This window comes from Pseudomonas sp. TWRC1-2 (assembly GCF_049896685.1).
In the GTDB taxonomy this organism is placed as follows: domain Bacteria; phylum Pseudomonadota; class Gammaproteobacteria; order Pseudomonadales; family Pseudomonadaceae; genus Aquipseudomonas.
This window is the reverse complement of the sequence record NZ_JAFCUU010000017.1, coordinates 25,999-39,950: the sequence shown is the minus strand read 5'-3', so window position 1 is coordinate 39,950 and position 13,952 is coordinate 25,999. Positions and strand designations below refer to the sequence as shown.

10 protein-coding genes are annotated in these 13,952 nt (G+C 60.8%); 6 read left to right on the top strand and 4 right to left on the bottom strand.

Features of this window, described 5'->3' with window-relative positions; translation table 11 throughout:
* The first annotated feature begins 347 nt into the window (after positions 1 to 347).
* The 6 genes from ACP7B3_RS29180 (at position 348) to ACP7B3_RS29155 (ending at position 10,347) form a co-directional block, all read left to right on the top strand.
* Entirely contained in the window at positions 348 to 2,030 is a 1,683-nt protein-coding gene (locus ACP7B3_RS29180) for a fatty acid--CoA ligase (RefSeq protein WP_242194669.1), read from the top strand.
* Positions 2,031 to 2,363: 333 nt separating this feature from the next.
* Positions 2,364 to 4,223 (top strand): DUF1302 domain-containing protein, encoded by a 1,860-nt coding sequence (locus tag ACP7B3_RS29175; protein ID WP_426182820.1) that lies wholly within the window; start codon positions 2,364 to 2,366, stop codon positions 4,221 to 4,223.
* Between the two features lie 43 nt (positions 4,224 to 4,266).
* Complete coding sequence (locus ACP7B3_RS29170; RefSeq protein ID WP_106579575.1) at positions 4,267 to 5,631, top strand: DUF1329 domain-containing protein; 1,365 nt, start codon at positions 4,267 to 4,269, stop codon at positions 5,629 to 5,631.
* A gap of 284 nt (positions 5,632 to 5,915) precedes the next feature.
* On the top strand, positions 5,916 to 8,645 hold the full coding sequence (locus ACP7B3_RS29165) for a LuxR C-terminal-related transcriptional regulator (RefSeq protein WP_426182817.1): 2,730 nt from the start codon (positions 5,916 to 5,918) through the stop codon (positions 8,643 to 8,645).
* Positions 8,646 to 8,700: 55 nt separating this feature from the next.
* The gene (locus ACP7B3_RS29160; RefSeq protein ID WP_262210211.1) at positions 8,701 to 9,342 is read left to right on the top strand and encodes an MBL fold metallo-hydrolase; all 642 of its coding nucleotides are present in this window, start codon (positions 8,701 to 8,703) and stop codon (positions 9,340 to 9,342) included.
* A 222-nt stretch (positions 9,343 to 9,564) separates the two neighbouring features.
* Complete coding sequence (locus tag ACP7B3_RS29155; RefSeq protein ID WP_106579573.1) at positions 9,565 to 10,347, top strand: OmpA family protein; 783 nt, start codon at positions 9,565 to 9,567, stop codon at positions 10,345 to 10,347.
* 68 nt (positions 10,348 to 10,415) lie between these two features.
* On the opposite strand, the gene ACP7B3_RS29150 is transcribed toward ACP7B3_RS29155, so the two are convergent.
* The 4 genes from ACP7B3_RS29150 to ACP7B3_RS29135 form a co-directional block, all read right to left on the bottom strand.
* Positions 10,416 to 10,997 carry a BON domain-containing protein gene (locus ACP7B3_RS29150; RefSeq protein ID WP_106579572.1) on the bottom strand — a complete coding sequence of 194 codons (582 nt, stop codon included), beginning with the start codon at positions 10,995 to 10,997 and terminating at the stop codon, positions 10,416 to 10,418.
* A complete protein-coding gene (locus ACP7B3_RS29145; RefSeq protein ID WP_003216190.1) occupies positions 10,994 to 11,587 on the bottom strand; it encodes a phosphoheptose isomerase in 594 nt (197 codons plus the stop codon). The genes ACP7B3_RS29150 and ACP7B3_RS29145 overlap by 4 nt, the downstream gene beginning before the upstream one ends.
* Before the next feature lie 92 nt (positions 11,588 to 11,679).
* Entirely contained in the window at positions 11,680 to 12,051 is a 372-nt protein-coding gene (locus ACP7B3_RS29140) for a YraN family protein (protein ID WP_145166209.1), read from the bottom strand.
* Positions 12,051 to 13,862 (bottom strand): penicillin-binding protein activator, encoded by a 1,812-nt coding sequence (locus ACP7B3_RS29135; RefSeq protein ID WP_145166210.1) that lies wholly within the window; start codon positions 13,860 to 13,862, stop codon positions 12,051 to 12,053. The genes ACP7B3_RS29140 and ACP7B3_RS29135 overlap by 1 nt, the downstream gene beginning before the upstream one ends.
* Positions 13,863 to 13,952 lie beyond the last annotated feature (90 nt).

Here is a 13,952-nt window from a genome sequence, read left to right as displayed (position 1 = left end):
ACGCCGGGTTAGCCGTGTTGGGCCATGGATGGCCCGTCACGGCGGCCCACGGATTCAAGCCGGAGTGAGGGCACACCGAGCCTAAGCGAGGTGCCGAGTGGTGGGGCAAGAGCCTTTTGATTACTTTTGGGCTCTTTTCAAAAGTGACCCGCCGTAAGGGCGGAACCCATACCCGCCATCACCCAAATAACGGATATGCCCCCCAGCCCGGCAGCACCTGGATGATGGCTCAAAGCTAGCATTCATCGGCCTCTGCAAATCATTCCTTTGGCTGATTTAGCTGACACATAAGCTCTCTAAAGTGCAGGTCTTCAAGCCAAGACCGTGCAGTCAGATAAGGGATTCGTATGTTGCAGACCCGTGTTATCCCACCCGCCGAAGGCGCTTACCAATACCCACTGTTGATCAAGCGCTTGCTGATGTCCGGGACCCGCTACGAAAAAACCCGGGAAATCATCTACCGCGACAAACTGCGTTACACCTACCCCACCCTCATCGAGCGCGTTGCGCGCCTGGCCAACGTGCTGACCGAGGCCGGCGTCAAGGCCGGTGACACCGTCGCCGTGATGGACTGGGACAGCCACCGTTACCTCGAATGCATGTTCGCCATCCCAATGATCGGCGCGGTAATCCACACCATCAACGTGCGCCTGTCGCCGGAACAAATTCTCTACACCATGAACCACGCCGAGGACCGCTTCGTGCTGGTCAACAGCGAATTCGTGGGGCTTTACCAGGCCATCGCCGGCCACCTGACCACGGTCGACAAAACGCTGCTGCTCACCGACGGCGACGAAAAAACCGCCGAGCTGCCCAACCTGGTCGGCGAGTACGAAACCCTGCTGGCGGCCGCCAGCCCCACGTACGACTTCCAGGACTTCGACGAAAACTCCGTCGCCACCACCTTCTACACCACCGGCACCACCGGCAACCCCAAAGGCGTGTACTTCACCCACCGCCAACTGGTGCTGCACACCATGGGCGTTGCGACGATCATGGGCAGCGTTGACAGCGTGCGCCTGCTGGGCACCAACGACGTGTATATGCCGATCACGCCGATGTTCCACGTGCACGCCTGGGGCCTGCCGTACGTGGCAACCATGCTCGGTTTGAAGCAGGTCTATCCGGGCCGCTACGACCCGGAATACCTGGTGGAGTTGTGGCGCAAGGAAAAGGTCACCTTCTCCCACTGCGTGCCGACCATCCTGCAAATGGTGCTCAACGCCAAGGCGGCGCAAGGCGTGGATTTTGGCGGCTGGAAGATCGTCATCGGCGGCAGCGCGCTCAATCGCACGCTGTATGAAGCCGCCAAGGCGCGCGGCATTCAACTGACTGCCGCGTACGGCATGTCCGAGACCGGGCCGCTGGTGTCGTGTGCCCACCTCAACGAAGAACTGATGGCCGGCACCGAGGACGAGCGCACCACCTACCGCATCAAGGCTGGCGTGCCCGGGCCGTTGGTGGAAGCGGCGATTGTCGACAGCGAAGGCAACTTCCTGCCCGCTGACGGCGAGTCCCAGGGTGAGCTGGTGCTGCGCGCACCGTGGCTGACCGAGGGCTATTACAACGAGCCGCAAAAGGGCGCCGAGCTGTGGGAGGGTGGCTGGATGCACACCGGCGATGTGGCCACCCTCGATGCATTTGGCGTGATCGACATTCGCGACCGCATCAAGGATGTGATCAAGACCGGCGGCGAGTGGATCTCCTCCCTGGCCCTCGAAGACCTGGTCAGCCGTCACCCGGCGGTACGCGAAGTAGCGGTGGTGGGCATCGCCGACCCGCAGTGGGGCGAGCGCCCGTTTGCGTTGCTGGTGGTCCGTGATGGCCATGTGATAGGTGCTCGCGAGCTCAAGGAACACCTCAAGCCTTTTGTCGAACTGGGCCATTTGAGCAAGTGGGCGATTCCAAGCCAGATTGCCGTTGTTACGGAAATTCCCAAGACCAGTGTCGGCAAGCTCGACAAAAAACGTATCCGTATCGACATCATTGAATGGCAGGCCAATAACAGCACGTTCCTGTCCACCCTCTGATGCCCCTCGCCGCGCCCGATCGGGCGCGGCAATGCTCTATCTCAAGCCTTCACTTGTGATTTGCCAATTTTCAGCCATCCTTGCCGCGCCGGCCTTCGTCGGCGTGGCGAAAGGACTGTGGCAGACGGGTTGGTGATGCAAATCACACTTTAGAGGGATCAAGCGGTACCCCCTGCTGGCTATAGTCCATCTCAGAGTTTTTCAAGGATGTTGCGCTTCGGGCCATGGGGGCTCGGTTGCCGTTCGGCATTGGAATCGTTGTATTCCGGCCGTTACACGCATCCAGAAGAAAGAACTCACTGCCATAACAATAATGCACATGGAGTAGCGTCGATGACCTCAGTAAACCAGTTCTGGCGCCGGGCAAGACTGCCCCTGGCCGTCAGTCTCGCTTCTACGCTCGCCGGGCCCGCATTCGGCGTCAGTTTCAACATCGGTGAAATCGAAGGCAGCTTTGACTCATCCCTGTCGGTGGGGGCGAGCTGGTCGACTGCGGGTCGCAATAAAGACCTGATTGGTGTCAACAACGGCGGCAAGGGGCTTTCACAGACCTCCGATGACGGCCACCTGAACTTCAACAAGGGTGATTCCTTCTCGAAGATCTTCAAGGGTATCCATGACCTTGAATTGAAATACGGCGACACCGGCATCTTTGTACGTGGCAAGTACTGGTACGACTTCGCGCTGCAAAACGAAGACCTGGACTTCAAGAACGTCAGCAACAACAACCGCAAAGAGGGCGCCAAGTCCTCGGGCGGGCAGATTCTCGATGCGTTCATTTATCACAACTACACCGTTGCCGATGAGCCAGGCAGCGTGCGCTTCGGCAAGCAGGTAGTGAGCTGGGGCGAAAGTACGTTCATTGGTGGCGGTATCAACTCGATCAACCCGATCGACGTGTCTGCATTCCGTCGTCCGGGCGCCGAGATCAAGGAAGGCTTGATTCCGGTCAATATGTTCTACGTGTCCCAGACCCTCACCGACAACCTCTCCGCAGAGGCGTTCTACCAGTTGGAGTGGGACCAGACGGTTGTGGATAACTGCGGCTCGTTCTTCTCCCAGCCCGACGTGATTGCCGACGGTTGCAGCAATAACCTGCGGGTCTTGAACAAGCGCTCCACCATCCCTGGCGCGGCCTTGCCGACATTGAACGCGCTGGGTGTGGACGTGAACAATGAGGGCGTGCTGGTAAAACGTGGCGGTGACCGTGATGCACGGGACAGCGGCCAGTTCGGCGTGGCCATGCACTACAACTTCGAGCCACTGGACACGGAGTTCGGTGCGTACTTCATGAACTACCACAGCCGTGCGCCAATCTTCAGCGCCACCGGCGCGCCAAACTCGGCCTACACCCGTCCGCTGGGGCAACTGGCGGCTTTGCGTCCGTTGATCGTGGCCGGCAGTTCCCAGTACTTTGTCGAGTACCCGGAAGATATCCGCCTCTACGGCCTGAGCTTCTCCACCACGCTGCCTACCGGCACCGCCTGGAGTGGTGAATTGAGCTACCGGCCAAACGCGCCGGTACAACTGAGCACCACCGATATTCTGTATGCGGGCGTTACGCCGATTCGGGGCTATGAAAATGCATCGGTGCTCAAGGGCACACCGGGCCAAGACCTGCACGGCTACAACCGCAAGGAAGTGACCCAGTTCCAGACCACCTTCACGCACTTCTTCGACCAGGTGATGGGCGCGACCCGCCTGACCACCGTGGGCGAAATCGGCGTAACCCATGTGGGCGGCTTGGAAAGCAAAAACACTGCGCGTTATGGCCGTGATCCAGTGTTCGGCCCTGGCACGCTGCCGGGTGGTTTCTGCAACGCGCTGAACAATTCGACCGCTCAAGGTGCGGGCCTGCCGAATGCATCCGGCTTGAACACCAACTGCAACAACGACGGCTACACCACCGCGACGTCCTGGGGTTATCGCGCCCGGGCGATCTGGGAATATCCGGATGTGTTTGCCGGTGTGAACCTCAAGCCCAACGTGGCCTGGTCTCATGACGTCAAAGGGTATTCGCCAGGCCCTGGCGGCAACTTTGAAGAGGGTCGCAAGGCCGTCAGCCTGGGCGTCGATGCCGAGTACCAGAACACCTACACCGTCGGCCTGAACTACACCAACTTCTTTGGTGGCCGGTTCACCACGGTGGACGATCGCGACTTTATCGCCTTGAGCGCCGGCGTGAACTTCTAAGACTTTCTTTTTCAGATGCATGCATTTCAGGAAGAGCCAGAACATGAAAATAACTAAAAGTCTGTTGCACGTGGGTGTGCTTGGGCTGTCGATCATGGCGGGTAGCGTCATGGCGGCAGTCTCGGCCGATGAAGCCGCCAAGCTGGGTACGACCCTCACCCCGATGGGCGCCGAAATGGCGGGCAACGCGGCCGGCACCATCCCCAAATGGTCGCCGCTGCCCACCAATGCCGGCGCCGTGGATGCCCGTGGTTTCCTCGCCAACCCGTATGCCAGCGAGCAGCCGCAATTCACGATCACTGCGCAGAACGTCGAGCAGTACAAAGACAAGCTGGCGCCGGGGCAGTACGCGATGTTCAAGCGTTACCCGGACACCTTCAAGATGCCGGTCTACCCGACCCATCGCGGCGCCACCGTGCCGGCTGATGTGTTCGCCGCCATCAAGAAGAACGCCACCAACACCAACCTCGTGTCTGGCGGCAACGGCCTGGAAAATTTCGAAACCGCGGTGCCGTTTCCGATCCCGAAAAGCGGCGTGGAAGTGATCTGGAACCACATCACCCGCTATCGTGGCGGCAGCGTGACGCGTCTGGTCACTCAGGCCACGCCGCAAACCAACGGCTCGTTCAGCCTGGTGTACTTTCGCGATCAGTTTGTGTTCCGCGACAAGATGAAGGACTACGACCCGAAAAACCCGGGCAACGTGCTGTTCTACTTCAAGCAGCAAGTGACCGCGCCGGCACGTCTGGCCGGTGGTGTGCTGCTGGTGCACGAAACTCTTGACCAGGTGAAGGAGCCGCGTTCGGCGTGGGTCTACAACGCCGGCCAACGCCGTGTTCGCCGGGCGCCGCAAGTGTCCTATGACGGGCCGGGCACCGCCGCCGATGGCCTGCGTACCTCCGACAACCTCGACATGTACAACGGCGCACCGGACCGCTACGACTGGAAGCTGGAAGGCAAAAAAGAAATCTACATCGCCTCCAACAGCTACAAGATCGACGATCCGAAGCTCAAGTACGTCGACATCATCAAGGCCGGCCACATCAACCAGGACCTGGCACGTTATGAGCTGCGCCGCGTCTGGCACGTGGTCGCAACCTTGAAGGAAGGCCAGCGCCACATCTACGCCAAGCGTGACTTCTTCATCGACGAAGACACCTGGCAAGCCGCGGTGATCGACCACTACGACGGCCGTGGCCAACTGTGGCGCGTGGCTGAAGCTCACGCCGAGAACTACTACGACAAACAAGTGCCGTGGTATGCCCTCGAAACCCTCTACGACCTGCAGTCCGGCCGCTACCTGGCCCTGGGCATGAAGAACGAAGAGAAGCAGGCGTATGACTTCGGCTTCACCGCCACCACCAGCGACTTCACCCCGGCGGCCCTGCGCCAGGATGGTGTGCGCTAAGCAACACTCACTCGACAATGTGGGAGCTGGCTTGTGTAAAGCTGGCTTGTGTGGGAGTCGGGCTTGCCCGCGATGCAGGCGCCTCGGTCTATCAGTTACACCGAGTTGATGCTATCGCAGGCAAGCCAGTCCCACACAAGCCAGCCTTGCACTAGGCAGCTCCCACATTTTTTGTCGTAGTTCTTTTTCAGGTAAATGTTGCAAAGATCTACAAACCCGCCGCTTTTACCGCTAGTCTGCGGACATCTGCAATGCCGACAACAGCCTTCTACAAGAGCCCGGCGATGACTGATCTGTCCCGAATCCAAGGGCCTGCAAGCGCAGTAATTCCGACGCTGGAAGCGCGCTTCTACAGGCCACCTTTGCCTGACGGCTATGTGCTGCGCCCGCGCCTGTGCGAGCGGCTGAGTGCTGGTCTGGAGGGGCGACTGCTACTGGTCAGCGCTCCGGCGGGGTTCGGCAAGAGTTCGCTGGCGGTGGAGTTCTGCCAGGGGTTGCCGGCGCATTGGCAAAGCCTGTGGCTGGGCCTGAGCCCGCGCGATAACGACCCGGGCCGTTTCCTCGAGCGCCTGCTCGACGGTTTGCAACAGTACTTCCCGCAACTCGGCGCCCAATCCCTGGGCCTGCTGAAGATGCGCCAGCGTCACCAACCCTTTGCCTTTGAAGAATGGCTCGACGGCCTGCTCGATGAGCTGACGTTGCACTTGTCCACGCGCGCGCCCTTGTTGCTGGTACTGGATGACTACCATCTGGCCCAGGGCCCGGTGCTGGATCGTTGCCTGCAGTTTTTCCTGAATCATTTACCTGATGGGCTGGTGGTCATGGTCACCAGCCGCCAACGTCCCGACTGGCACCTGGCGCGCCTGCGGCTGTCCCGGCACCTGCTGGAGCTGCATGAACAAGACCTGCGCCTGACCCACGACGAATCGCTGGCCGTGCTGGCTCGGCACAGCAGCTCGTTGCGCGGCGAGGCGCTGGACAACCTGATCCGGCGCAGTGAAGGGTGGGTCGCCGGCCTGCGTTTCTGGCTGTTGGCCATCGCCGAAGCGGGCAATGAAAGCGCGTTGCCGCACAGCTTGCACGGTGGCGAAGGGCTGATTCGCGATTACCTGCTCGAAGAGGTCATCGACTGCCTGCCGGTTGAAGTGCAGGCGTTCCTGTACGACACGGCGCCTCAGGATCGTTTCTGCGGCGAGCTGTGCGACGCCGTGCGCGAGGCCCATGACAGCGCGGAAATCCTGCGCTATCTGCAGGCCCATCAGGTGTTTTTGGTGCCGCTGGACGAACAGGGCCATTGGTACCGTTACCACCATTTGTTTTCCGATTTGCTGCGCACGCGCCGCGCGAGCAATGCCACCTTGCCGATTGCCAGCCTGCACTTGCGGGCCTGTCGTTGGTTCAACGCCCAGGGTTTTATCGACGAAGCCGTGGAGCAGGCGTTGCGCGCCGGCCACCTCGATGTGGCGGCAAACCTGGTGCAGAACCTGTCAGAGGAGCAGCTGCTGGCCGAGCAGAATGTGGGCATGCTGCTGCGCTGGAAGATGGACTTGCCCGACAGCCTGCTGATCAGCACGCCGCGCTTGATCGTGCTCTACAGCTGGGCGCTGGGGTTGGCGTGCCAGTTGGATGCGGCGGAAGAATTGTCAGGCTACCTCAGTCGCTTCCTGCCGGCGCCGTCGGCCACTGCGCAAAAGTCGATGCTGGCCCAATGGCTGGCGCTGAGCGGGATCATCGCCCGCGGGCGAGGTGATCGTGAGTTGACCCAGCGTTACTGCAGCGAGGCGTTGGAAAGCCTGCCGCACAAACGCTATGGCCAGCGCCTGATGTGCCTGTCGACCCTGTCCAACTTGGCTATTGTCGATGCCGACCTGTGGCGCGCGCGTGGCCTGAATCGCGAATCCCTGGAGCTGGCGCAGCGCGTCGGCAACCCGCTGTTCGAGGCCCTGGCCCATTACGACCGCGCGCGCGTATTGCAGGCGCGCGGCGAAATTCTGCGTTCTCTGGACGAAGTGCGCCAGGGGTTGCAACGCCTGCAAGGCCTTGCGCCCCAACGGCTGTACGCCGTACGTGCGCGGTTATCGCTCTACGAAGGTTATTTGCTGCTGGTGCGTTATCAGTCTGACGCTGGCCTTGCCCGTTTGCGTGCCGGCCTGAGCGAAGCCCGTGCCTGCCGCGATATCAGCGTACTCATCGGGCATTGTGTGATTGCCAATTTCGAAGGGCGGCGCGGTGATTTCGCCAAGGCCTTCGCCGAACTCGCCGAAGCCGAGCGCCTGATGCATATCTGGGACGTGCCGCCGATCTATTACCTGGCGATGATCACCCTGATCAAATGCGAATTATGGCTGGCCCAAGGCCGCACCGACCTTGCCGACGCCTGGCTGACCCGCCTGGGGCAGACCTATAACGGTGAGCACGCCGCCGCCGCACCGGAGTTTCATCCACACCTGGCGCAACACATCGGGCTGCAGCAGGCCGCACTTGATGCGATCCGCCATCAACCGGCTGCGGCCCTGCAGCGCCTCGAAGAGCTGGCACAGCAGGCGCATAACAGCGGGCGCCAGATGATTGCCCTGATGGCCCTGACCCAACAGGCGCATGTATTGCTGGAGTGCGGCCAGGAAGCCAAGGCGCGGCCGATCGTGGCCCAGGCGCTTGAGGCGGGGGTTGGTGGCGCACTGCAACCGTTCCAGCGGCTGCTGGAGCGTTACCCTGACTGGATGCGCGAACAACTCGGCAAGACCCCGCATGCGTTGTTGAACCAAAACCTGTTGGCGCTGCTGCCGGTGGTTGCCGCCGCCGAGGCCTTGCCCACCCACGAAACCCTCAGCACCCGCGAACTGGCAGTGCTGCAACTGATCGCCCAAGGCTGCTCAAACCAGGAGATCAGCAACCAGTTGTTTATCTCTCTGCACACGGTGAAAACCCACGCCAGCCATATCAACAGCAAGCTGGGCGTGGAGCGCCGAACCCAGGCGGTAGCGAGGGCGCAGGAGATGGGGTTGTTGGGGTAGGGAGCAACGCATTTGTGCCAAAATCGCTGACTTACAAATGATCGAGTTCGCTCTGATGTCTCAGCTACCAGCCCTGATTCGCGAAACCTTCCCCGTCGGCCCGTTGCAGTGCAACTGCACCATCATCGGTGACCCGATCACCAAAAACGCCATCGTGGTCGACCCCGGCGGCAATCATGAGCTGATCCTGGCTCGCCTGGAGGCGTTGGGCCTCAAGGTGGTGAGCATCATCCATACCCATGCGCACCTCGATCACTTCCTGGCCTCCGGCCAATTGAAAGAGAAAACCGGCGCCACCTTGCATCTGCACAAGGACGATAAATTCCTGTGGGATAACCTGGAAATGCAATGCCAGATGTTTCGCGTGCCTTATACGCCGGTGCCGTCACCGGATCGCTGGCTGGAAGATGATGAGGCGTTGGCCTGCGGTTGCGGCGTGGCCTTGCACACGCCAGGGCATACACCGGGTTCGATGAGCTTCTGGTTTGCCGATGCCAAGTTGTTGATTGCCGGCGACACATTGTTCAAGCGCGGCGTGGGGCGGACCGACCTGTGGGGCGGGGACCAGGCGACCATCGTGCGTTCGATCAAGCAGCGTTTGTACACCCTGGATGAGGGCGCGACGGTGGTTACCGGGCACGGGCCGGACACCCGGTTGGGCGATGAGATGCGTGAGAATCCCTTTGTGCGGGCGTAGGGAATAACCACGGGGCTGGGGCTGTTCTATACAAAGAGTCGTCGTCGCAGCTTGCGTTCAGCCTGGGTCTGCTACGGTTTGCTTAGCGGTGAAACTGGCCCGCCTTTGTCACAACAGGGACGAAGGCCACGGAATTTTTACCGTTTGTCGCGTTCAAAACCCGGCACAGGCCCATTGCCAATGTCCTTTGCACCACAGAATGCAAAAGTAGGAGCTCCCTTCATGTTTACTCCGCGTCGTCTTCTTGTTGTTGCCACCGCCGTAGCCCTGTTGTCCGGCTGCGCCTCGCCTAATCCTTACGACGGCAGCCAGGGGCAGGCAAATGATGGTTCGCAAGGCGGTATCAGCAAAACCGCCAAGTACGGCGGCCTGGGTGCGCTGGCTGGCGCATTGGCCGGTGCTGCCATCGACCATAACAACCGTGGCAAAGGTGCACTGATCGGTGGTGCTATCGCCGGTATCGGCGCCGCCGGTTACGGTTATTACGCCGACCAGCAGGAAAAGAAACTGCGTGAAAGCATGGCCAACACCGGTGTTGAAGTGCAGCGCCAGGGCGACCAGATCAAGCTGATCATGCCGGGTAACATTACCTTTGCCACCAACTCGGACGCGATCGCGAGCAGCTTCTATACGCCGCTGAACAACCTGGCGAACTCGCTGAAGCAGTTCAACCAGAACACCATCCAGATTGTTGGCTACACCGACAGTACCGGCAGCCGCCAGTTGAACATGGACCTGTCTCAGCGTCGTGCGCAGAGCGTAGCCAACTACCTGACCTCCCAAGGCGTGAGCCCGACCAACCTGAGTGCACGCGGTGCCGGCCCGGATAATCCGATTGCCAGCAACGCCGACGTGAATGGCCGTGCCCAGAACCGTCGCGTAGAGGTCAACCTCGGCCCGATCCCTGGCCAGCAATACGGCCAACCGGGTCAGCAGCAACAACAGCAACAGGCGCCGCAGCAGAACAACCAGTTCCAGGGCAACCCGTACCAGCAGTACCAATAAACGCAGGCCACTAAAAAGGGCGCCGTGCAGTCAATGCACGGCGCCCTTTTTTGTGGCTGCGAATGACATCAGTCGATGTATTCGAACACTTTTACGATCTTCTGTACGCCTGACACACCCTGAACCAGGTTGGACGCGCGGGTGGCTTCCGCCTGGGTCAGCAGGCCCATCAGGTAAACGATACCGTTATCGGTGACGACTTTGATGCGCGAGCCCGGTACGGCGCTGTCGGTAAGCATCTGCGCCTTGATTTTGGTGGTCAGCAACGCATCGTTACTGATGGCCAGCAGGGTAATAGGGTCCATGACCTGCAGTTCATTGTGGACCTTCTTGACCCGCTGAACCGACGAGGCGGCTTGTTCTGCCTGGGCCTTGAGCTCCGCACGCGGCGTCTGGCCGGCCAGCAGTACCACGCCGTTGAAGCTGGTTACCACAATGCGCGAGGCGCCATTGCCCAAGTCTGTAGCGGCCTTGGCGACGTTGACCTTGACCTTGGTTTCGATGAGCGAGTCGTCGATTGTGCTGCCGAAAGTACGCGTGCCCCGGTCATCCTGAATGGGTGTGTCACGTGTCGCGGTGATTGCCGTGCTGCAGCCGCTGATGGCAAGGCACAGCGTGATGGCCAAAAGGCTGAGGCGGTTAACGGTCATTCTTCACTCCCGAACAGTTGGCTGTCGATCAGATCGCACAGGCAGTGGATCGCCAGCAGGTGGACTTCTTGAATGCGTGCAGTGACATTGGCCGGGACGCGAATTTCAACGTCCTCCGGCAACAGCAGCGAGGCCATGCCGCCGCCGTCACGGCCGGTCAATGCTACGACAATCATTTCGCGATCATGTGCGGCCTGGATCGCTTGAATAATGTTCGCCGAGTTGCCGCTGGTGGAGATCGCCAGCAGCACGTCGCCGGGTTGGCCCAGGGCGCGAATCTGTTTGGAGAAGATTTCGTTGTAGCTGTAGTCGTTGGCGATCGAGGTGATCGTCGACGTGTCGGTGGTCAAGGCAATGGCCGGCAGGCTCGGGCGCTCGCGCTCGAAGCGGTTGAGCAGCTCGGAGGAAAAGTGCTGGGCATCACCGGCCGAACCGCCGTTGCCGCACGAAAGCATTTTGCCCTCGTTGAGCAAGGCATTGACCATGACCTGACTGGCTTGCTCGATGTGCGGTGCAAGTACGTCCATCGCCTGTTGCTTGGTGTCGATGCTGGCCTGGAAAAGCTGGCGAATTCGGGATTGCATGTCCATCTGTGTGACCTTAAGTAGCGCGGCTGTTTGGCACAGGAATGTGCAGCCCGCAAAGCAAAGAGCAAAAGTGTGTGGTGAAGATGTCCGGTGAATCAGCTGTCGAAGGCATTTTTAAGCCAATTCAGATCAGCGGGGCCAGACGGTGTGCTTTCTATGGCAACCACATCGAAACGGCAGGGGGAGTCAGCCCAGCGATGCTCTTTTTGCAGGAAAAACTGCGCGGCGAGTATCAGCTTCTGACGCTTGCGCCCGTCGATACTGGCGAGCGCGCCACCCCATTGTGCGTGTTTTCTGTAGCGGACTTCGACGAATACTACTGTATCGCCGTCAAGCATGACCAGATCAAGCTCACCGCGTTTACACAACCAGTTCTGCGCCAGAAGGCGCAGACCCTGTTGTTGCAGATACTGGAGGGCTTGAAGTTCGGCATCCTTGCCGCTTTGTGCGCTGGACCGCTCGGGCATCAGCGCGAGGTGTCCGGCAGGCGCTGGATGTCGCCGCCAACGAATTTCGCCCACGGCATCTGGCGGTCAACACGCTGGTTGGCGCTGATGCCCAAGCTGCCGGAGAGACCGTCAACGCGCGTATCCGGCAGCGCCTTGAGTTGGCCCAGTCGCGGAGCCAGACGGTAGGCGTCCGCGCCCATCGCGTACAGGCGGCCCAGACTGCCATTGGCTTGTGGCCATTGCGCGGCAACCTGGTTGCGCAGCGGGTCGGTGGTGTTGAGCAGCCAAGGGGTTTCACAGAACATGACGTTGGTCATGTCCAGGTACTGGTTCTTGTCGCCGCTGGCGCTGAACACGTGGGACGTCGCATACACAGGCACGTCGCCGGCGTACTGGAAGTTCAGGGTTGGCTTGATCTGCTGGGCCAATTGCGGCGTCACAGCCAGGAAGATGAACTCGATGTCCTGGCGGCGCGATGGTTGTGCTGCTACATCAGTGCCAACGGCGCTTTGCAGGCTCTTGGCGCGACCTTCGCTTTTGCGCAGCTGGAACAGGTCGGCAATCTGCTGGGCGAGGGCGACCGGCTGGTCAACGTACTCGACGCCGACGACGGTGCCGCCATTGGCTTCCCAATCCTGGCGGAAGGCTTTGTAGACACGCTCACCCCATTCGCCACGCGGCACCATGGCGGCGGCGCGGTGCAGGCCGTCGGCGCGGGCACGGCGCGAGACTTCGCGGGCTTCGTCTTCAGCGGCCAGGCCGAACTGGAACAGTTGCGGCGGGTTTTCATTCAGTTCGCTGTAGTTCAGCGCCAGCGTCGTGATCGGCAGTTGCGGGCGAGCAGCGAGTTGTTTGACCAGCGGTTTTTCCAGCGGGCCGACAACCAGTTGTACGCCGGCGGCCTGGGCCTTGGCATAGAAGTCGTCGAGGGAGGTCAGGCGCGAGCTGTCATAAAACTCGATGACCGGCGGTTTCTGCCCGGCTTGTTCGGCCTGGTAGTGAGCCGCCATGAAGCCTTCGCGCAGTGCCTTGCCGACCGCAGCCAGCGGACCGTCCTGCGGCAGTAGCAGGGCGATCTTGTTCAGCGGCTGGCTGGCCAGTTCCTTAAGCTTGGTCAGCGGCGTCGGCAGTTGCACTGCGGCCGGGTGCCCAGGGTTCTGCGCGCGCCAGGTGTCGATCGCGGCTTGTTGTTGCTCCAGAGTGCCGGCGCCTTTGACGGCTTTGGCCAGGCTGATCCAGCCATCAAGCGTCGGGTTGCCGCTGGCTTGCAACTGGTCAGCCGGCAGCGCGGCAATCAGCGCCCAGATGGCTTCGTGGTTGCTGTTGGCAGCGTCGCCCGTCAGCAGCGGAGCCATGGCGACACGCTCACGCGCGGCGGCCAGGGTCTGGCCATCGGCTTCATAGGCGCGGGCATGCACGGTGCCGGTACGGATCTGCTGGTCTGTCGGCAGCTCCTTCAGGCTTTGCAGGCTAGGATGGTTCAGGGCTGCCAATGCAGCCTTGGGCTGATTGCGCGCCATGGCCAGTTCGGCGGCCAGGGTGCTGGCAAAAACTTGCGCGGCCGGCTTCAGGACATCCAGGGGCACCTGCGCGAGAATCTGCGACGAACGCCCAGGGTTGTTCTGGTGGTAGGCCAGGTCAGCCGCACTCAGGCGCAGCATTGCGGCCTTTTCTGGCGTGTTGGCGGAGGTAGCCTGTTCGAGCAGTTGCTCGATACTGGCATCCGGGGTCCGGGGGAGGTCGCCAAGGCTGGACGAGGGCGAGCTGGCACAGGCAGCCAATAAGGCAGCGAGGCAGAGGGCGGAGAGCAGCCGCAGGCAAGCGATCATGTAAGTGTTCCTGATACCGATCAAATTAGCGTGGAAGTGTACCCAAGCACTGGCCCAGGCGCGATGTTACTGGCGTGAAACCGTCGATTT

What these genes read in the sequence shown, in the direction of transcription:
- ACP7B3_RS29150 (WP_106579572.1), bottom strand. Translation starts at nt 10,997, where the DNA reads ATGACCGTTAACCGCCTCAGCCTTTTGGCCATCACGCTGTGCCTTGCC.
- ACP7B3_RS29160 (WP_262210211.1), top strand. Translation starts at nt 8,701, where the DNA reads ATGTCTCAGCTACCAGCCCTGATTCGCGAAACCTTCCCCGTCGGCCCG.
- ACP7B3_RS29145 (WP_003216190.1), bottom strand. Translation starts at nt 11,587, where the DNA reads ATGGACATGCAATCCCGAATTCGCCAGCTTTTCCAGGCCAGCATCGAC.
- ACP7B3_RS29140 (WP_145166209.1), bottom strand. Translation starts at nt 12,051, where the DNA reads ATGCCCGAGCGGTCCAGCGCACAAAGCGGCAAGGATGCCGAACTTCAA.
- ACP7B3_RS29175 (WP_426182820.1), top strand. Translation starts at nt 2,364, where the DNA reads ATGACCTCAGTAAACCAGTTCTGGCGCCGGGCAAGACTGCCCCTGGCC.
- ACP7B3_RS29135 (WP_145166210.1), bottom strand. Translation starts at nt 13,862, where the DNA reads ATGATCGCTTGCCTGCGGCTGCTCTCCGCCCTCTGCCTCGCTGCCTTA.
- ACP7B3_RS29170 (WP_106579575.1), top strand. Translation starts at nt 4,267, where the DNA reads ATGAAAATAACTAAAAGTCTGTTGCACGTGGGTGTGCTTGGGCTGTCG.
- ACP7B3_RS29155 (WP_106579573.1), top strand. Translation starts at nt 9,565, where the DNA reads ATGTTTACTCCGCGTCGTCTTCTTGTTGTTGCCACCGCCGTAGCCCTG.
- ACP7B3_RS29165 (WP_426182817.1), top strand. Translation starts at nt 5,916, where the DNA reads ATGACTGATCTGTCCCGAATCCAAGGGCCTGCAAGCGCAGTAATTCCG.
- ACP7B3_RS29180 (WP_242194669.1), top strand. Translation starts at nt 348, where the DNA reads ATGTTGCAGACCCGTGTTATCCCACCCGCCGAAGGCGCTTACCAATAC.